This is a genomic window from Aquipuribacter nitratireducens (assembly GCF_037860835.1).
Taxonomy (GTDB): Bacteria; Actinomycetota; Actinomycetes; order Actinomycetales; family JBBAYJ01; genus Aquipuribacter; species Aquipuribacter nitratireducens.
This window is the reverse complement of the sequence record NZ_JBBEOG010000008.1, coordinates 121392-138892: the sequence shown is the minus strand read 5'-3', so window position 1 is coordinate 138892 and position 17501 is coordinate 121392. Positions and strand designations below refer to the sequence as shown.

The 17501-nt window shown below is 75.9% G+C and carries 19 protein-coding genes; 4 read left to right on the top strand and 15 right to left on the bottom strand.

Annotated features, from left to right (window positions below; all coding sequences use genetic code 11):
- Positions 1–682 precede the first annotated feature (682 nt).
- Complete coding sequence (locus WAB14_RS18290; RefSeq protein ID WP_340270960.1) at positions 683–1237, top strand: hypothetical protein; 555 nt, start codon at positions 683–685, stop codon at positions 1235–1237.
- Between the two features lie 349 nt (positions 1238–1586).
- Here WAB14_RS18290 and WAB14_RS14920 read toward each other — a convergent pair whose 3' ends face one another.
- The 7 genes from WAB14_RS14920 to ispF form a co-directional block, all read right to left on the bottom strand.
- Positions 1587–2399, bottom strand: coding sequence for an ABC transporter permease (locus WAB14_RS14920; RefSeq protein WP_340270958.1), 813 nt, complete (start codon positions 2397–2399; stop codon positions 1587–1589).
- Complete coding sequence (locus WAB14_RS14915; protein ID WP_377002522.1) at positions 2392–3360, bottom strand: ABC transporter ATP-binding protein; 969 nt, start codon at positions 3358–3360, stop codon at positions 2392–2394. The genes WAB14_RS14920 and WAB14_RS14915 overlap by 8 nt, the downstream gene beginning before the upstream one ends.
- A gap of 4 nt (positions 3361–3364) precedes the next feature.
- On the bottom strand, positions 3365–4633 hold the full coding sequence (locus WAB14_RS14910; RefSeq protein ID WP_340270954.1) for a LolA family protein: 1269 nt from the start codon (positions 4631–4633) through the stop codon (positions 3365–3367).
- Between the two features lie 76 nt (positions 4634–4709).
- Positions 4710–5744, bottom strand: a complete 1035-nt coding sequence (locus tag WAB14_RS14905; protein WP_340270952.1) for a hypothetical protein — start codon at positions 5742–5744, stop codon at positions 4710–4712.
- Positions 5741–6508, bottom strand: a complete 768-nt coding sequence (locus WAB14_RS14900; RefSeq protein WP_340270950.1) for a GNAT family N-acetyltransferase — start codon at positions 6506–6508, stop codon at positions 5741–5743. Before WAB14_RS14900 ends, WAB14_RS14905 begins: the two co-directional genes overlap by 4 nt.
- Before the next feature lie 94 nt (positions 6509–6602).
- The gene (locus tag WAB14_RS14895; RefSeq protein WP_340270948.1) at positions 6603–7697 is read right to left on the bottom strand and encodes a PHP domain-containing protein; all 1095 of its coding nucleotides are present in this window, start codon (positions 7695–7697) and stop codon (positions 6603–6605) included.
- Positions 7694–8209: a 2-C-methyl-D-erythritol 2,4-cyclodiphosphate synthase gene (ispF, locus tag WAB14_RS14890; RefSeq protein WP_377002473.1), complete on the bottom strand. Its 516-nt coding sequence runs from the start codon at positions 8207–8209 to the stop codon at positions 7694–7696. Before ispF ends, WAB14_RS14895 begins: the two co-directional genes overlap by 4 nt.
- A 9-nt stretch (positions 8210–8218) precedes the next feature.
- Here ispF and WAB14_RS14885 point away from each other — a divergent pair, with 9 nt between their 5' ends.
- Positions 8219–8989 (top strand): IspD/TarI family cytidylyltransferase, encoded by a 771-nt coding sequence (locus WAB14_RS14885; protein WP_340270944.1) that lies wholly within the window; start codon positions 8219–8221, stop codon positions 8987–8989.
- Positions 8990–9060: 71 nt separating this feature from the next.
- On the opposite strand, the gene WAB14_RS14880 is transcribed toward WAB14_RS14885, so the two are convergent.
- From WAB14_RS14880 to WAB14_RS14870, 3 genes are read right to left on the bottom strand one after another with little or no spacing between them, the layout of a single operon-like run.
- Positions 9061–9684: a 2-C-methyl-D-erythritol 4-phosphate cytidylyltransferase gene (locus WAB14_RS14880; RefSeq protein ID WP_340270943.1), complete on the bottom strand. Its 624-nt coding sequence runs from the start codon at positions 9682–9684 to the stop codon at positions 9061–9063.
- Positions 9677–10843 (bottom strand): PIN/TRAM domain-containing protein, encoded by a 1167-nt coding sequence (locus tag WAB14_RS14875; protein ID WP_340270942.1) that lies wholly within the window; start codon positions 10841–10843, stop codon positions 9677–9679. The genes WAB14_RS14880 and WAB14_RS14875 overlap by 8 nt, the downstream gene beginning before the upstream one ends.
- On the bottom strand, positions 10783–11265 hold the full coding sequence (locus WAB14_RS14870) for a CarD family transcriptional regulator (protein WP_340270941.1): 483 nt from the start codon (positions 11263–11265) through the stop codon (positions 10783–10785). Before WAB14_RS14870 ends, WAB14_RS14875 begins: the two co-directional genes overlap by 61 nt.
- A gap of 241 nt (positions 11266–11506) precedes the next feature.
- Between WAB14_RS14870 and WAB14_RS14865 the strand changes: the two genes are divergently transcribed.
- Positions 11507–12154, top strand: a complete 648-nt coding sequence (locus tag WAB14_RS14865) for a hypothetical protein (RefSeq protein ID WP_340270940.1) — start codon at positions 11507–11509, stop codon at positions 12152–12154.
- A gap of 18 nt (positions 12155–12172) precedes the next feature.
- Here the strand turns inward: WAB14_RS14865 and WAB14_RS14860 are convergent, their stop codons facing one another.
- Positions 12173–12853 carry a winged helix-turn-helix domain-containing protein gene (locus tag WAB14_RS14860; protein WP_340270939.1) on the bottom strand — a complete coding sequence of 227 codons (681 nt, stop codon included), beginning with the start codon at positions 12851–12853 and terminating at the stop codon, positions 12173–12175.
- Positions 12850–14058, bottom strand: a complete 1209-nt coding sequence (locus WAB14_RS14855; RefSeq protein ID WP_340270938.1) for a sensor histidine kinase — start codon at positions 14056–14058, stop codon at positions 12850–12852. Before WAB14_RS14855 ends, WAB14_RS14860 begins: the two co-directional genes overlap by 4 nt.
- A gap of 110 nt (positions 14059–14168) precedes the next feature.
- Between WAB14_RS14855 and phoU the strand changes: the two genes are divergently transcribed.
- Entirely contained in the window at positions 14169–14840 is a 672-nt protein-coding gene (gene phoU / locus WAB14_RS14850) for a phosphate signaling complex protein PhoU (protein WP_340270936.1), read from the top strand.
- 3 nt (positions 14841–14843) lie between these two features.
- On the opposite strand, the gene WAB14_RS14845 is transcribed toward phoU, so the two are convergent.
- The 3 genes from WAB14_RS14845 to mshA are packed head-to-tail and all read right to left on the bottom strand — an operon-like array spanning position 14844 to position 17483.
- Positions 14844–15602, bottom strand: coding sequence for a phosphoglyceromutase (locus WAB14_RS14845; RefSeq protein ID WP_340270934.1), 759 nt, complete (start codon positions 15600–15602; stop codon positions 14844–14846).
- 22 nt (positions 15603–15624) lie between these two features.
- Positions 15625–16188: a type III secretion system chaperone family protein gene (locus WAB14_RS14840; protein WP_340270933.1), complete on the bottom strand. Its 564-nt coding sequence runs from the start codon at positions 16186–16188 to the stop codon at positions 15625–15627.
- Positions 16185–17483, bottom strand: coding sequence for a D-inositol-3-phosphate glycosyltransferase (gene mshA, locus WAB14_RS14835; RefSeq protein ID WP_340270991.1), 1299 nt, complete (start codon positions 17481–17483; stop codon positions 16185–16187). The genes WAB14_RS14840 and mshA overlap by 4 nt, the downstream gene beginning before the upstream one ends.
- Between the last annotated feature and the right edge of the window lie 18 nt (positions 17484–17501).

The following is a 17501-nucleotide window of genomic DNA, read 5'->3' as shown; positions in this document are numbered from 1 at the left end:
GGGTCATGGCGCCGAAAGGGCCCGCCCGCGCGCCACGATCGCTGTGCCGCAGGGGTCATGGCGCCGAAAGGGCCCGCCCGCGCGCCACGATCGCTGTGCCGCAGGGGTCATGGCGCCGAAAGGGCCCGCCCGCGCGCCACGATCGCTGTGCCGCAGGGATGGTGGGTGCGGGGCGGGCCGTCGACGTCTGCAGCAGCGGGGCGCCCGGGAGCGGATGGGCCCGCCGGTTTCGGCGACGTCTCCACAGCGCCGTGCCGGTGCCCGGCCTCCACAGCGACGAGGGCGGCCACCTCGGTGCGACGGCGGTCGCGGCAAGGCTCCGGCGATGCAGATCGTGATGCTCTCCCGTCGCCAGGACGGGGTCGTGACCTGGCAGCAGGCGCGGGACGCCGGCTACAGCCAGAGCTCGGTGCGGAGCCTGCTCGCCTCGGGTGAGTGGAGGCGGGTCCGTCGTGGTGCCTATCTCGTGGATCCGGGGCGCTCCTTGTCCCATCCACTCGTGCAGTGCCGCGCCGTCGTCCTGACGACGCCGAACGCGGTCATCGCCGGGGCGAGCGCCACCCAGCTGTGGGGTCTCCGTTCTCAGCGGCCGGCCGTGCCGGAGGTTGTCGTGCCGCCTCGGGGCACTCTGCGAGCGAAGCCCGACCTCCGGCCCCACCAGTGGCGCCTCGCTGCCGACGACGTGACGTCCATCCGCGGGATCCCCGTCACGACACCCGCTCGTAGCGTGCTCGACGCCGTCCGGTTCGCCGGCCGGCTCGACGGCCTGGCGCTGCTGGACGAGTCCCTGCGTCGGGGCGTGCTCACCCGATCCCAGCTCCTCGGTCTGCGGGACGTCGCCCGCGGGCTGCCGGGCTCGGTGGGTGTCGAGGACATCTGGGTGGAGGCGGACGGGCGCGCCGAGTCGTCGCTCGAGAGCAAGGTGCGGCTGCGGTGCGTCGACGACGGTCTGCGGCCCGACCACCTGCAGCTGGAGATCCGAGACGCGCGCGGGGTGCTGATCGCGCGCGTCGACATGGCGTTCCTGGTGCCCGGGTCCCGCGTGCTCGTCGTCGTCGAGGCGGACGGGGTGGGGCCGCACTCCATGCCGGAGGTCCTCGCGCACGACCGCGTCCGCGGGAACGGGCTGACCGCGCTCGGACACAGGCTCGTCCGGTTCACCACCGTGGACACCATCGAGCCCGCCACCATCCCGTCGGCGGTCCGCCGTGCGCTCGTCCTCCCCCTCGCCGCCTGAGCCGTGTACGCCGCCCTCGACCCCTGCGGCGCAGCGGTTGTGGACGGCGGATGACCGTTTCGGGGTCCACGTTCCCTGCGGCGCAGTGGTTGTGGACGGCGGATGACCGTTTCGGGGTCCACGTTCCCTGCGGCGCAGTGGTTGTGGACGGCGGATGACCGTTTCGGGGTCCACGTTCCCTGCGGCGCAGTGGTTGTGGACGGCGGATGACCGTTTCGGGGTCCACGTTCCCTGCGGCGCAGTGGTTGTGGACGGCGGATGACCGTTTCGGGGTCCACGTTCCCTGCGGCGCAGTGGTTGTGGACCTGGGTCGTGCGACGCGGGACGCGGGCGGCTCGGACCGAGCGCCTCAGCTCAGCACGTCCTTCGACGTGAGACGCGCCCACGCGAGCGTGCCGAACACGGCGACGTAGCCGGCCTGCAGGAGCGCGTTCAGGCGGAAGGACTCCCACGCCACGGGGTCGCGGAGGACGTCGGCGACGTCGAACCAGCGGTACGTGAGCAGCCACGGGTGGATCCAGTCGACCTGCGGGATCTGGCCGACGACCTGGGCGACGACGGCGACGGTCACCGTCGCCGCCATGGCGCCGACCGGCACGTCGGTGAGGGTCGAGACGAACACCCCGACCGTGCCGAGGCCCACGAGCGACACCGTGACGTAGCCGGCGGCGAGCAGCGCCCGGCCGATCGACTCCACCGGGGTGATGGTGCCGCCGGACAGGACGGCGACGTCCTGGGCGCCGAACAGCGCGAGCCCGATCGCCGCACCGGACAGGACGACGGTGAGCGTCGCGGCGAGGCAGAACGCGACGACGCCCAGCAGCTTGACGACGAGCAGCCGGGTGCGCCCGGCCGGGGCGACGAGCAGGTAGCGCAGCGTGCCGTGCGAGGCCTCGCCCGCCACCGCGTCGCCGGACACCACGCCGACCGCGAGGGGCAGGAACAACGGCACGCAGATCACGAGCGCCGTGATCCCGACGAACAGGCCGTTCTGCGTGACGCGGTCGAGGAACGGGGGACCCTCGCCCGCGCCGACGGGGTCGGAGAGCCGGACGGCCACGGCGATGAGCACGGGGACGGCGGCGAGGACCGCGAGCACGGCGAGGTGGCGCCGGCGGCGGAACATCACGGCGAGTTCGCTGCGGAGCAGGGTGTCAGCCACGGACCTCGAACCCCTCCCCGGTGAGCGCGACGAAGCGCTCCTCGAGCGTCTGCGTCCGCACCTGCACGCCACGGACCCGTACCTCCGCCGCGACGAGGCGCGCGACGAGGTCCTCCACCGGTGGGGCGCCCGTCCGCGGCAGGGTCGTGACGAGGGTCGCGGTGCTGTCGTCGACCGCCGGGGCGCCCAGGTCGGTCGGCGCGAGACCGGCGGACACGAGCACCTGCCGCGCCGGGCCGGGGTCAGGGGTGCGGAGGACGACCTCGCGCTCGCCCTCCGCCGCCAGCGCCTCGAGGGTGCCCTGGGCGACGAGCCGGCCGCCGCTCATGACCCCGACGTGGCTGCACACCTGCTCGACCTCCGCGAGGAGGTGCGAGGACACGACGAGCGTCGTGCCGTCCGCGGCGAGCGAGCGGACCAGGGAGCGCACCTCCCGCGTGCCCTGCGGGTCGAGCCCGTTCGTCGGCTCGTCGAGCACGAGGAGGTCGCGGGGGCGCAGCAGCGCCCCCGCGATGCCGAGGCGCTGCTTCATGCCGAGGGAGTACGCCTTCACGACCTTGCCCCCGGCTGCCGTCAGCCCGACCCGCTCGACGGCGGCGGCGACACGCTCGCGGCGGGTGCGCGGGTCGGCGTCGCGGTCGGCGGCGTCGAGGCGGGCCAGGTTGGCCGGGCCGGACAGCCACGGGTAGAACGCCGGGCCCTCGACGAGCGCGCCCACGCGCGGCAGCACCTCCCGCCACGAGGCGGGCATGGGGCGCCCGAGGAGCTCGACCTCGCCGGCGCTCGCGCGCGCGAGGCCGAGCAGCACGCGGATCGTCGTCGTCTTGCCGGACCCGTTCGGGCCGAGGAAGCCGTAGACGGCTCCCGCCGGTACGGCGAGGTCGACGCCGTCGACGGCGACCTGCTTCCCGTAGCGCTTGCCCAGCCCCGACGTGCGGACCGCGAGGTCGGTCACGGGGATGCGCTCAGCCGGCGTACGACAGCAGGGTCTCCGGCCGGACCGACCCCACGAGCACGCGGCCGTCGTCCGTCAGGAGCACGCTGACCAGCGCGCTCGTGAGCACGCGCCCGCCCTCGACGGGCGTGGTCAGCTGCTCGAGCAGCGCCTGCGGGTCCTCGCCGGTCCCGGCCGACGGTGCCTCCGCGACGTCGCCCGCCGCGTCGCCGGGTCGGGGCAGCTCGACCTCGACGACCGTCGACCAGCCCTCGCCGTGGACGACCGGCTCCGGCCGGGCTCGCTCTGTGGCGTCGCCGGCGCCGGGCGCGGCCTCGTCGCCGGGCGCCGCGCCACCGGACCCGGCGGCCTCCTCGGCGGCCTTCTCGTCGGCGGCCTCGAGGGCGTCGACGACGGTGGTGCCGGGTGCCGGCTCGACGGCGAACACCGACGGGTCGGGCGCGCCGAGGTCGAGTGCGGTGAAGCCCGAGACCCACGCCGGCTCGGCGGCGCCGCGTGCGACGACGGACACCTGCAGGACGAGCCCGGTCTCGGCGTCGACGGACACCTCGACCCCGCCGACGAGGGTGTCGTCGTCCTGCGGCGTCGCGACGAGCGTGTACGCGTCACGGCCCGCCACGACGCGCGCGGCGCCGACGCTGACGTCGGTGTCCTCGGCGTCGGCGAGCAGCTGCCGGGCGGCCTCGTCCGGGGTGAGCCCCGCGTACGGGTTCGCGGCCTCCGCCTCGGCGCGACGCGCCTCGAGCTCCGCGACGGCCTCGTCGCGGGCGGCGCGCTCCGCGTCCGTGAGCGACGCCTCGCGCTCGGCCGCCGCGGCCTCGGCCCGGTCCTCCGCCTCCGCGAGGTCGAGGCGCGTGAGGGTGTCCTCGGTCGAGGAGTACGACCACACGACGTCGCCGTCGCGGACCACGTCGAGCTCGCTGAAGTCGTCGACGAGGGAGACGCGCTGCTGCTCGGGGCCACCGACCCACACCCGCAGCTCGTTCTCGCCCGACAGCAGCCGGGTGAGGACGCTCGTCGGGTCCGCGGTGGAGCCGCCGTCGGGCCGCCCCGAGGCGCCGGCGAGCCCCGCGAGGTCGGGCAGGCCGAGGGCCGCCACGGTCCGGACGGTGCCGGAGAAGGGCGTGGGCTCGGCCTCGTGGACGGCGACGAGGAGCTCCGCCGCGCTGCGCTCGGGCAGGTCGGGGACGCCGTCCGAGGACGCGGTGGCGGTCACCCCGCCCCCGACGACCAGCGCGGCGACGGCGGCGGGGACGAGCCAGCGGGAGGCGGCGGACATGAGTCCACGGTACGTCGGCCTCTCCGGGTCCGGCAGTGGGGGCAACCCCCCGTTCGCCGACCGGTCGTGCCGCTCGTCAGCCCGCGGGGAAGGCGAGGTGCACGTGGTCCTGGTGGACGCGGTCGGTGAAGTACCGGTCGACCGGGGTGAGCTCGACGGGCCCGCCGATGTTGGTCGCGCCCGCGTCCAGGGCGGCGGCCATGAACGCGCGCCACGGCGAGCGGTCCTGGTCGATGACGGGGACGCCGTCCAGGGCGGTGACGTCGACCGCCCGGCCGACGCTGTGCGCGGACGGGTTCAGCGTCGGGTACACGTTGACGGGGTGGGCGGACACGAAGACGTGGACCCGGATGCGCCAGCCCTCCGCGAGCGCGAGCAGCCCCCGGCACACGGACTCGTCGACGACGCCGGCGCGGAGGTCGGCGGCGGCGACGCCCGACAGCTCGACCCGGTCGTCGTCGAGGAGGGCGCGGACCGGCGCGGGCAGGGGCGGGAGCGGAGGCTGGGGGTAGGCGGGCACCACCGACGTGACGAACCACCGGTCGCCCTCGCGCGCCAGCCGGACGTCCGCCCCGACCGGTCGTCGCGCGGGCTCCCCGGCGCCGTCGAGCACGAGGAGGTCACCGACCGCCAGGACGCTGGCCCGGTCGAGCTGCGGCGTGAGGCCCCCGTACTGGGGGTACGTGAGCCGCAGCGCCGCCGGGCCCCGCTCGGGCAGCAGCCCGAGCAGCGGGCGGGCCGTCGCGGGGTCGTGGCCGGTGGGAGCGAGCCGCTCGGCGAGGGCGGCCTCGTCGCGGCCGAGGTCGTCGAAGGTCATGACGGCCTCGAGGAAGGCGACCGCGTCGCGCTTGCACTGCGGCTGCACCTCCCCGGGGAGGTTCCGGTACGGCTCGGGCCGTTCCGGCAGCGTCGGGACCGGGTCGGGTGACGGGGTCGCGGTGACGGTGACGGGCGGCGGCGGGGCGCCCTCGACCGTGACGGTCGGCCCCGGCACGGTCGACGGCGCGGCGCCGCCGGTGACGTCGGCCCTCGTGCACGCGGCGAGGCCCGACCCCCCGGCCGCGGCCGCCGCCAGGAGCAGTCCCCGGCGCGTCCACGCTCGTCCCCTCATGCCTGCCTCTCGACACCCTCCTGGCGATCCCCCGCGTCCCCCGCGAGCTCGTACCGGTATTCGGCCACCCACCGGCCGTCGCGGTGGCGTCGCACGCCCGTCCGCACCCACCCCATCTTCTCGTACATGGCCGCGGCGCCCGCCGCGGGGAGGCCGAGGGCGGGGTCGGTCGTGTCGGTGACGAGGGCGAGGTGGTCCGCGCGAGCGGCGCGGGCCGCCGCGACGAGCGTCGAGACGAGCTCGCGCGCGCACCCGTGGCCGCGCGCGAGAGGCACCGTGACGACGGCGTGGAGGACCGCGACCCTGACGCGGCGCTCGACGGGCGGGCCCTCGTCCGACGCGGCACCCCCGTCCGGCCCGCGACCCCCGAGCCGGCGCGGCAGCAGGTGGCGGGCGTAGCTGGGGACGCGCGTCCGGAGGAAGCGCACGAGCACGTGCGGCCGCGCGAGCAGCCCCAGGGCCCCTCGCCACAGCAGGGCGCGGCGGTGGCGGCGCAGCGTGTGGTGGAGGTAGAGGCGCTGGTCGAGGCTCGCGAGGAGGAACGCGACGAGCCGGCCGTCGTGGACGACGGCGAGCCCCAGCGCCGCCGGGGTGTCGAGGAACGTCCGGTGCCAGCGGGCCACGAACGCGGTGCCGAGGCTCGGGAACAGCCCGTTGCCGAGCAGCTCCCGGTGCAGTCGCGCCGTGAGGGGTGTGTCGGCTGCGCGCAGCGGTCGCATCCGGTAACCCGGCGGGAGCGTCGGCGTCGGGACGTCGGGCCTCATCGCGGTGAACGGTAGCCGCTCGGTGACCGGTCGTTGACGGTGCGCGACCTGCTGACGGCGACGCCGCCCCGGACGCCGTCGCGCACGCCGCGGATCACGTCGCGGTCCACGCCAGGAGACGGTCGACGTCCCACGTCGTGAGGACCCGGTCCGCGTCGATGCCGGCGTGCTCGACCCGCGCGCAGCCGAGCTGCTGCCAGTCGAGCTGGCCGGGGGCGTGCGCGTCGGAGTCGATGCTGAACAGGCACCCGGCGTCGCGGGCGAGGGCGAGGAGGTCCGTCGGCGGGTCGAGGCGCTCGGGGCGCGCGTTCACCTCGACGGCGGTGCCGTGGTCGGCGCACGCCGCGAACACCGCCTCGGCGTCGAACTCCGACTGGGGACGCCCGCCGCGACCCCGACCTGCGCCCGGCGAGTCCGCCGCCCGCCCGGCCAGCAGCCGTCCCGTGCAGTGCCCGAGGACGTCGACGCGCGGGTCCGCGACGGCCCGCAGCATGCGGCGGGTCATGGCGTCGCGGGGCATCCGGAGCTTCGAGTGGACGGACGCGACGACGACGTCGAGGCGGTCGAGCAGGTCGTCGTCCTGGTCGAGGGCGCCGTCGTCGAGGACGTCGACCTCGATCCCGCTGAGCACGCGGAGGTCGACGCCGTCGGCGTCGAGCCGCTCCTGCACCTCGGTGATCTCGTCGAGCTGGGCGAGCAGCCGCTCCGCCGACAGGCCGTTGGCGACCGTGAGCCGCGGCGAGTGGTCGGTGACGGCGAGGTAGCGGTGACCGAGCGCGGCCGCGGTCCGGGCCATCGTCTCGATGCTGCTGCCCCCGTCGCTCGCGAGCGTGTGGCTGTGGAGGTCGCCCTGCAGCGCCGCCCGCAGCGCGTGCCCGTCGCGCACGAGCGGCGCGACCTGCGCCTCCAGCCGAGCCCGGTACTCCGACACCCGGCCCGCGGCGGCGTCGGCGACGACTCCGGCCGTGCTGGCCCCGATGCCCGGGAGCTCGGTGAGCGTCCCGTCGGCGACGCGAGCCCGCACCTCCGCCTCGCCGAGCGCGTCGAGCCGCGCCGCCGCACCGCGGAACGCCTTGACCCGGGGGGTGGCGGCCTGCGCGCGCTCGAGGAGGAACGCCACCCGTTCCAGCTCGGCCGTCGGGGGCAGGGGCCGGTCGTCGGGCTCGCCGGCGTGGCGGGGGGCGCTCACGCGCGGACCAGCAGGGCGGTCGCGACCGCGGCGGCGCCCTCGCCGCGCCCGGTGAGGCCGAGCCCGTCGCTCGTCGTGCCGCTGACCGTCACGGGGGCGCCGACCGCCTCGGACAGGACCCGCTGCGCCTCCGCCCGACGCGGGCCGAGCCGCGGTCGCTGGCTCACGACCTGCACCGACACGTTGACGACCCGCCAGCCCGCCCGGCGCACGCGCTCGGCGGTCTCGGCGAGGAGCGCCGTGCCCGAGGCGCCGGCCCAGCGCGGGTCGCTCGTGCCGAACACGGCGCCGAGGTCACCGAGGTCCGCGGCCGAGAGCAGGGCGTCGCAGGCCGCGTGGGCCGCGACGTCCCCGTCGGAGTGCCCGGCCAGTCCCGCGGGCTCGTCGGGGAAGTGGAGCCCGGCGACGTGGCACGCGACACCGGGCGCGAAGGCGTGGACGTCGACGCCCGTGCCGACGCGGAGGTCCGGGACGGTCGCGGGCGGGTCCGCGGGTGGCTCCATGGGTGACATCGTGCCCCCGTGAGCGACCTCCCGGCGCGACCGGACCCCGCCGCCGACGCCGTCGGCGCCACACGTGACGAGGCCCTGCCGCCGAGCGCCCTCGTCGTCCTCGCCGCGGGAAGCGGTCGGCGGGTCGGCGCGGGCACGAACAAGGCCCTCCTGCCCTTGGCCGGCCGACCGGTCCTCGCGTGGTCGCTGCACCGCACGGCAGGCGCCACCTGGTGCGCGCGCACCGTGGTCGTCGCCCGCGCCGACGAGCTCGACGAGGTCGCGGCCGTCGTCGCCGCGGCGGACCCGCGACCGGGCCCCGTCGACGTCGTCGCGGGCGGCGCGAGCCGGCACGCCTCCGAGGCGGCCGCCCTCACGGTCCTCGCCGACGACGTCGCGGCCGGGCGCGTGCAGGTCGTCGTGGTCCACGACGCCGCCCGGCCGCTGGCCGACGCCGCGCTGTTCGACGCGGTCGTGGGTGCGGCGGCCCGCAGCGGCGGCGCCGTCCCGGTGGTGGCGCGCCACGACCTCGTGCCCGTCGAGGGCCCGTGGGACGGGGGGCACCCGCTCGCGCTCGCGGACGTCGGGTCGGTGCAGACGCCGCAGGCCTTCGCCGCCCGTCCGCTGCTCGCCGCATACACGAGCGCGGCGCGTGACGGCTTCGAGGGGACGGACACCGCGGCGTGCGTCGAGCGCTACGGCGGGGGTGGGGCGGTCGTCGCGGTGCCGGGCTCCCGCCGCAACCTCAAGGTCACCTTCGCGGGCGACCTGCCCGTCGCGGCCGCGCTCCTCGGCGGCTGATCCGACGGCTGATCCGGCGGCTGATCCGGCGGCTGATCCGGCGGGTCGTCCCGGCGGGACGACCCGGCACGTCACCCGGCGGCGAGGACGGCGGCGACGACGGAGACGTCGTCGGGGTCGTGGAGGCGCCGCGCGGTGCCACCGACCGGCACCAGCCGGGTGCCCCCGCCCGTGGCCGCGAGCACGGCGACGAGGGTCGACGCGGGGTCCGCCAGAGGCAGCCTCGCCCAGCTCCCCGGTGGCAGGCAGCCGGCCGGCAGGACGACCGGGGTCGCGGCGGCGGCCAGCCGGTCGCGGTCGACCGTGCCCGCGACGACCGGCAGGTCGGCCGGTCGCTCGAGCCGCTTGATCGTGTCCGTGACGGGCACGACCGCCGCCGCGGGCGTCGCGTCCGCCAGCGCGGTCCGCACGAGCGCGACCGCCTCGTCGGGGTCGGCGAAGGCGCACAGCGGGTGGACGACGACGACGTCGGTCCCGTCGGGCCCGTCGGCGGTCGGGTCGGCCGGGGACGGGTCGGCGAGGTCGACGACGACGGGTCGTCCCGGGTCCCCGGCCGCTGCGAGGAGGTGCCGGCCGAGACCCAGCGCGCGCTCGAGCAGCGTGTCGCCGGGTGCGCTCCCGGCGAGGACGAGCCGGCGGTCCGCGCCGCCCGGGGGCACGGGCACGACGACGAGCAGCGGCCCCCGCTCAGGCACCGGGACCCGTGCGCGCCGTGCGAGCGAACACCATGCGGCCGTTCGCGGTGGTGAGGACGCTCGTCACCGTCACCACGACGTCCTCGCCGACGAGGCGGCGGGCCTGCTCGACGACCACCATCGTGCCGTCGTCGAGGTAGCCGACCGCCTGGCCCGGCTCACGGCCGGCGCGCAGGAGGTGGACGGTCACGTCGTCCCCCGCGCCGACGGGCGGGCGCAGGGCCAGGGCGAGGGCGTGGAGGTTCATCACCCGGGCCCCGGCGAGGGCCGCGACCTTCGCGAGGTTCGTGTCGAGGGTGAGGAGCGGCTCGTCCCGCGCGAGCGCCGCGCGCACGAGGAGCGCGTCGACCTCGGTCACGCCCGGGACCGACAGGTCGACGACCTCGACGTCGACGACCCGCTCGTTGCGCAGCGCCGTCAGGGTGTCGAGGCCCCGCCGACCGCGCGCGCGGCGGGTGTCGTCGGCGGAGTCGGCGAGGCCCTGGAGCTCGGCGAGGACGGCGGTCGCGACGACGAGACGGCCGTGGACGAAGCCCGCCCGGACGACGTCGAGGATGCGGCCGTCGATCGCGACGGAGGTGTCGAGGAGCCGCGCGCGGGGCGCGACGGTCTCGGCGCCGGGTCCGTCGGGGCTCTCCGAGCCGATGAGGCGCAGCACCGACTCGCGGCGGGCGAGACCGACGCGGTAGCCGACCGTGCCCGTCACGACGAGGACGAAGACGAACACGGGCAGCACGACGAGCGGCGGCCCGAGCACGAGCAGCGGCCACGTGACGAAGCCCGCGGCGAGCACCCCGACGACCGCGCCCAGCAGCCCCGACAGCAGCTGCTCGGCGGAGCGGCCGACGAACGCGCGGTCGGCCGTGCGCACACCGCGCGCCACGAGCCGCGCGAGCCACCCCCCGAGCACGTAGCCGAGGCAGGCGCCGAGGAGCACCCCGAGCGTCGGAGCCGCCAGGGGGAGGCTCGCGAGCTCGGGGTCGTCGGCGAGGACCTCGCCGACCTGGGCGCCGACTCCCGCGAGGAGGACGACGACGCACAGACGGAGGATCTCGACGACGAGCGTCGGGACCGGCCGCCCGGTGGACGGCGGTGTGCTCAGGAGGAGAGGACCTCGTCGAGCATGGTCTCCGCGGCCACCTCGTCCGTCTTCTCGCACAGGGCGAGCTCCGAGACGAGGATCTGGCGCGCCTTGGCGAGCATGCGCTTCTCGCCGGCGGACAGGCCCTTGTCCCCGTCGCGGCGGTGGAGGTCGCGGATGACCTCGGCCACGCGGATGACGTCGCCCGAGGCGATCTTCTCCTGGTTGGCCTTGAAGCGCCGCGACCAGTTGGTCGGCTCCTCCGCCTGGGGCGAGCGCAGGACGGAGAAGACCCGGTCGAGGCCCTCCTTGCCCACGGCGTCGCGCACGCCGACGAGGTCGACGTTCTCGGCGGGGACGCGCACCGTCAGGTCACCTTGGGCGACCTTGAGGACGAGGTACGACTTCTCCACCCCCTTGATGGTCCGGGTCTCGACGGCCTCGATGAGGGCCGCTCCGTGGTGTGGATAGACGACGGTCTCGCCCACTGCAAACGCCATAGCTGTATGCCCCTTTCCGACGAGAAGGGTATCACCGCGCGGAGGTGCGGTGAAGATCGCGGACGATCATCTGTGCTGGTCAGGGCGCTGAGGCCGGTGTCAGGACCTCTTGACACGGAGGGACCTGGCGCGCTACGCGCGCGTCTCTGCGGCCTCTTCGCCCCTCCTCGGAACGCTCCGGCGCGGCTGCGTCGGCGGTGCTCCGCGGGTGCGGTCGGGCGCACTCGATAGCATCGCCACCGTGATGTCGCCGTCGCGCCCCGCTGCCCGGACCCGATCGTCCCGTCGCCTCGTCGTCGGGGCCGGCGCGCTCGCCGCCGCGACGCTCCTCGGCGGGTGCTCGTTCTGGTCGCCGGACGTCACCCTCGAGCCGTACTCGGCCTCCGACGGGATCAACGCGGACCTCGGCGACGTGCTCGTGCGCAACGTGCTCGTCGTGTCCGACGGCGAGGGCGAGCCGGGCGTCGTCGCCGGTGCCCTCGTGAGCCGCAGCGACGAGGCGACCGACGTCCTCCTCGAGGTGGGCGGGAGCAGCATCGTCGTCGAGCTCGACGCGGGCGAGAGCGTCCTGCTCGGCACCCCGGACGGCGAGCAGGTGGTCGTCGACTCCGTCGACGGCGCGCCCGGCTCCTACGTCGACCTCCGGGTGACGAACGAGGCGACGGGCGCCGTGACGCTCCAGGTGCCCGTCCAGCTGCCCGAGGGCCCCTACGAGGGCATCACGCCCCCACCGGCCGCCGGCCAGCCGGGCGAGGACAGCACCGACCCCGACGCCGGTGTCGTGGAGCCGACGGGCGAGCCGACCGGTGAGGCGACCGGTGAGGCGACCGGGGAGCCGACGGACGAGGCGCTGGAGCCGAGCGAGGAGCCCTCGCCGGCGACGAGCTGACGCGGGGACCGAGGCGCGTCAGGTCTCGAACTTGTAGCCGAGGCCGCGCACCGTCACGATGTGCCGCGGCCGCGACGGGTCGGGCTCGACCTTCGCGCGCAGGCGCTTGACGTGGACGTCGAGGGTCTTGGTGTCGCCGACGTAGTCCGCGCCCCACACCCGGTCGATGATCTGCGCCCGGGTGAGGACCCGGTCGGCGTTGCGGACGAGGAGCTCGAGCAGCTCGAACTCCTTGAGCGGGAGCGCCACCTGCTGCCCGTCGACGCTCACCACGTGCCGGTCGACGTCCATCCGGACCGGGCCCGCCTCGACGAGGGCGCCGGCGCCCGGGTCGGTGTCCTCGTGCCGGCGCAGGACCGCGCGGATGCGCGCGACGAGCTCGCGGACGGAGTACGGCTTCGTCACGTAGTCGTCGGCGCCGAGCTCGAGACCGACCACCTTGTCGACCTCGGTGTCCTTCGCCGTCAGCATGATGATCGGGACGCGGCTGCGGGAGCGCAGCCGGCGGCACACCTCCGTGCCGGGCAGACCGGGCAGCATGAGGTCGAGCAGCACGAGGTCCGCGCCCTCCCGGTCGAAGGTCCCGATGGCGTCGTCGCCGGTCTCGGCGACCCCGACCTCGTAGCCCTCGCGCTCGAGCTGGTACGACAGCGCCTCGTGGAACGACGGCTCGTCCTCCACGACCAGGATGCGGGTCACTCGTGTCCTCCGGGGGTGCCGCTGCGGGGTGGTCCGGCGTCGGGCGAATCATGCCCCCTCGGGGCGGGGGAGTCCGCATCGGGCAGCCGCAGGCCGAACGTCGAGCCCTGGCCGGGGCGGCTCCACAGCGTGACGTCGCCGCCGTGGTCCTCGGCGACGTGCTTGACGATCGCGAGGCCGAGCCCCGTGCCGCCGGTGCGGCGGGAGCGGGCCGGGTCCACGCGGTAGAAGCGCTCGAAGACGCGCTCCTGCTCCTGCACCGGGATGCCGATCCCGCGGTCGGTGACCTGCACGAGGGCGAGGCCGTCACGTCGCCCGACCGCCACCGACACCCGCGTGCCGCCCGGGCTGTAGGCGACCGCGTTCGACAGCAGGTTGCGGACCGCGGTGGTGAGCAGCTCCCGGTCCCCTACGACCCGGACGTCGGAGGGACGGGAGCGGGCGAGGGCGATGCCCGCCTCGTCGGCGGTCACGCGGACCTGGTCGAGGGCGTCGTCGACGACGTCGTCCAGGCGGACCACGTCGCGCGCGCCCGGCCGGTCGACCACCTGCACCCGCGACAGCTCGACGACGTCGGCGACGAGCCGCTCGAGGCGGTGGCTCTCCTGCCGCAGCCGGCCCGAGAAGCGCCGGACGGCGTCGGCGTCGTCGGCCGCGGACTCCAGCGTCTCGGCGAGGACGCTGATGGCGCCCACGGGGGTCTTGAGCTCGTGGCTGACGTTGACGACGAAGTCGCGCCGCACGTCCTCCACGCGCATCGCCTCGCTGCGGTTCTCGACGTCGAGGAGCACGTGGTCGGCGTCGAGGCGCCGCACGACGAGCCGCACCTCGACCGTGCCGGGGCCGAGCGGGCCGCGGGACAGCGCGAGGCGGTGCTCGACCCCACCGGGGCGGTCGCCGGGGGCCTCGAGCGCGGCGCGGACGATGTCGCGGACCTCGTCGTGGGTGAGGAACCCGGCCCGCACGAGACCGAGGCCGACCGCCTCGCGGGACGCGTGGACGACGCGCGCCCCGCGCGTCACGACGAGCAGCGGACGGTCGGTCTCCTCCAGCGCCCGGGCCATGACGTCGACGGCGCCGGGCCGCGTGCGACGCCCGCTCGACGGCGACGCCCAGCGGACGCCGAGCGCGAACGCGGCGACGAGGGCGAGGACGGCACCGGCCGACACGGCGACGACGACGAGGACGACGTCCGCTGCGGCCACGTCGTGGCAGCCTACGGGTGCGGCCGACGGCGGCGGGCCGTGCCGCCGTCCGGGCCGTCGTACGTACCAGGACGGGACAGGGACGCCGTGGTGCACCAGGATGGTGAGACGTGAGCAGGTTCGACGAGGACCTCGCCTCGCTCGTGTCGGGGACGGTCGAGATGACGGGGCTGGTCGCGCAGTCCATCTCCAGGGCGTCGTTCGCCCTGCTCCACGGCGACCTCGAGCTCGCCGAGGCGGTGATCGCCGAGGACGACCGCGTCGACGCGTGGCAGTGGACCCTCGACGACCAGATCATCTCGATGATGACCCGCCACGGCGCCCTCGTCGGCGACCTCCGCAAGCTCGTCGCGGGCCTGCGGATCACGGCCGACCTCGAGCGGATGGGGGACCTCGCCCGCCACCTCGCCCAGGTCACGCGCCTGAAGTACCCCGAGCCGGTCGTGCCGGACGCCGTCCGCCGTCACGTGGAGTCGATGGGTGACGTCGCGGAGCGCATCGCGTTCAAGACCGGCGACGTCCTCGCGCGCAACGACAGCCGGCTCGCGCGGGAGGTCGACCGCATCGACGACGAGATGGACCGCCTGCACCGCGAGCTCTTCACCGTCATGCTGTCCCCGCGCTGGGACGAGGCGGTGTCGACCGCCATCGACGTCACGCTCATCGGCCGCTTCTACGAGCGGTTCGCCGACCACGCCGTCAACGTCGCCAACCAGGTGGTGTACCAGATCACGGGGGAGGACCCGGACCGCGTCGGCGGCCCGGGCCTGCCCCCGGTGTGAGCCTCAGCGACCCTGGTTCGCGACCGCCTCGATGGCGTCGGCGGCGGCGTCCGGGTCGAGGTAGCGCCCGCCCCGCTCGACGGGCCGGAGCTCGCCGTCGACGTCCTCCAGCTCGTAGACGAGCGGGATGCCGGTCGGGATGTTGAGCCCGGCGATGGTGTCGTCGTCGATGCCGTCGAGGTGCTTGACGAGGGCGCGCAGGGAGTTGCCGTGGGCCGCGAGCAGCGTCACCTCGCCGGCCCGCAGGTCCGGCACGACGGCGTCGCGCCAGTACGGCAGCATCCGCTCGACGACGTCCTTCAGGCACTCCGCGCTCGGCATCGTCCCGTCGATGTCGTCGTAGCGCGGGTCGCCGGTCTGGGCGTACTCGTCGCCGGGGTCGATGGGCGGCGGCGGCACGTCGTACGAGCGGCGCCACAGCATGAACTGCTCCTCGCCGAACTGCTCGAGCGTCTGCTTCTTGTCCTTGCCCTGCAGCGCGCCGTAGTGCCGCTCGTTGAGACGCCACGACCGCTTCACGGGCACCCAGTGCCGCTCGCACGCGTCGAGGGCGAGGTTCGCCGTCATGATCGCGCGGCGCAGGACGGACGTGTGGCAGACGTCCGGGAGGACCCCGGCCTCGCTCAGCAGCTCGCCGCCGCGGACGGCCTCCTGCCGTCCCTTCTCCGACAGGGGCACGTCGACCCAGCCGGTGAAGAGGTTCTTCGCGTTCCACTCGCTCTCGCCGTGGCGGAGCAGGACGAGGGTGAAGGTGTCGCTCATGCGCGCCATCCTGGCAGGCGGGTCAGGGCGCGTCGCGTCCGTCCGCGTCCCGGTCGTCGCCCCCGTCGTCCTCCCCGTCGTCCTCCCCGTCGTCCTCCCCGTCGTCGTCGAGGAGCCGCGAGAACGCGGCGAGGTTGCGGGCGTCGAGGCCCCGCTCGGCGCGCCATCGCGCCTCCCGGCGGATGCTGCCGGCGAAACCGAGCCGCAGCAGCTCGTCGAAGGCGTCGTCCGCGGTCGCGAGCACGGTCCCGAACAGCTCGTCGAGGACGTCCGGCACCACGGCGACGAGCGGCAGCCGCGCGACGAGGAAGACGTCCCCGTCGCCGTCGACGGCGAAGGCGACCCCGCGGAGGCGGGCGTTGCGGCGCAGGAGCCACCGCAGCACCGCCTCGGTGTTCTCCTCCGGGTGCCGCACGACGAAGGCGGACAGGCTGAGCGAGCGGTCGCCGACGAGCACGGACGCCGTCGTCGTGAGGCGGTGCTCACCCGGCAGCCGGACGACGACCTCGCCCTCGCGGGCGCCGGGCTCGTGGTCGACGCCGGCCTCCTCGCACCACGCGAGCACCGCCGACCAGGCGTCGCTCACCCGGAGGCCTCGAGCCGCCCGCCCTCCGCGGGCAGGCCGGTGACGGCGGCGGCGGGCGCGGGCGTCGGGTACCGGCGGAAGTCGGCGACGGCGCGGCGGTACTCGGCGAGGACCCGCTCGGCGGTGACGTCCCAGCCGAAGCCGGCGGCGTGACGCGCGGCCGCGGCGCCGAGCCGGGCCCGCCGGGTCTCGTCGGCCAGCAAGGCCTCCAGGGCGTCCGCCCAGATCACCGGGTCGTGGCCGTCGACGAGCACACCGGTGGTCCCGTCGACGACGGCCCGGCGCAGCCCGCCCACGGCGGCGGCCACGACCGGTGTCCCGCACGCCTGCGCCTCCAGCGCGACGAGCCCGAACGACTCGCTGTACGACGGCACGGTCACGAGGTCGGCCGCCCGGTACCAGTCGGCGAGCGCGGGCCGCGGGACGGGCGGGGAGGTGCGGAGGACGTCGTCGACGCCGAGCGCCCGCGCCTGCTCGAGCAGCGCGGTCGGCCGGGCGAGGCCGGTCCCGCTCGGGCCGCCGAGGACCGCGACGACGAGCGGGCGTCCGGTTCCCGCTCGGCGGTGGCGCAGGTGGGCGGCGGCCGCCACGAGGACGTCCGGTGCCTTCAGCGGCTGGAGCCGGCCGACGAAGAGGAGCACGTCGGCGTCGGGCGGCAGACCGAGGCGGGCGCGGGCCCGGGCGCGGGAGCCGGGCCGGAACACGTCGAGGTCGACCCCGGGCTCCACCACGCCCGTGCGGCGCGGGTCGGCTCCGTAGTGGCGGACGAGGTCGTCGGCCTCCTCCTGCGTGTTCGCCACGAGGCGGTCCGCGGCCTCGACGACCTGCTGCTCGCCGATGACCCGGCCGAACGGCTCAGGGGTGTCCCCGTCGGCGAGGGAGGCGTTCTTCACCTTCGCCATCGTGTGCATCGTGTGGACGAGCGGGACACCCCAGCGCTCGGCGAACAGCCAGCCGACCTGGCCCGACAGCCAGTAGTGGGTGTGCACGACGTCGTGGTGACCCGCGGGGACGCGGGCGGCGACCCGCATGAGGCCGGCGGAGAACGCGCACAGCTGCCCCGGCAGGTCCTCCTTCGCGAGGCCGTCGTACGGCCCGGCGTCGACGTGCCGGACGTGGACGCCGGGCTCGAGCTCGACGAGCTCCGGCTGCGACGAGCTCGTGCGGCGGGTCGCGACCTCGACGGCCACGCCCCGGGCCGCGAGCCGCCGCGACAGCTCGACGACGTAGACGTTGAGGCCGCCCGCGTCACCCGTACCCGGCTGCTCGAGCGGGGACGTGTGGACCGAGACCATGAGGACCCGCCGCACGTC

What these genes read in the sequence shown, in the direction of transcription:
- WAB14_RS14870 (WP_340270941.1), bottom strand. Translation starts at nt 11,265, where the DNA reads ATGGCGTTTGCAGTGGGCGAGACCGTCGTCTATCCACACCACGGAGCG.
- WAB14_RS14845 (WP_340270934.1), bottom strand. Translation starts at nt 15,602, where the DNA reads ATGAGCGACACCTTCACCCTCGTCCTGCTCCGCCACGGCGAGAGCGAG.
- WAB14_RS14910 (WP_340270954.1), bottom strand. Translation starts at nt 4,633, where the DNA reads ATGTCCGCCGCCTCCCGCTGGCTCGTCCCCGCCGCCGTCGCCGCGCTG.
- ispF (WP_377002473.1), bottom strand. Translation starts at nt 8,209, where the DNA reads ATGTCACCCATGGAGCCACCCGCGGACCCGCCCGCGACCGTCCCGGAC.
- mshA (WP_340270991.1), bottom strand. Translation starts at nt 17,483, where the DNA reads ATGGTCTCGGTCCACACGTCCCCGCTCGAGCAGCCGGGTACGGGTGAC.
- WAB14_RS14900 (WP_340270950.1), bottom strand. Translation starts at nt 6,508, where the DNA reads ATGAGGCCCGACGTCCCGACGCCGACGCTCCCGCCGGGTTACCGGATG.
- WAB14_RS14905 (WP_340270952.1), bottom strand. Translation starts at nt 5,744, where the DNA reads ATGAGGGGACGAGCGTGGACGCGCCGGGGACTGCTCCTGGCGGCGGCC.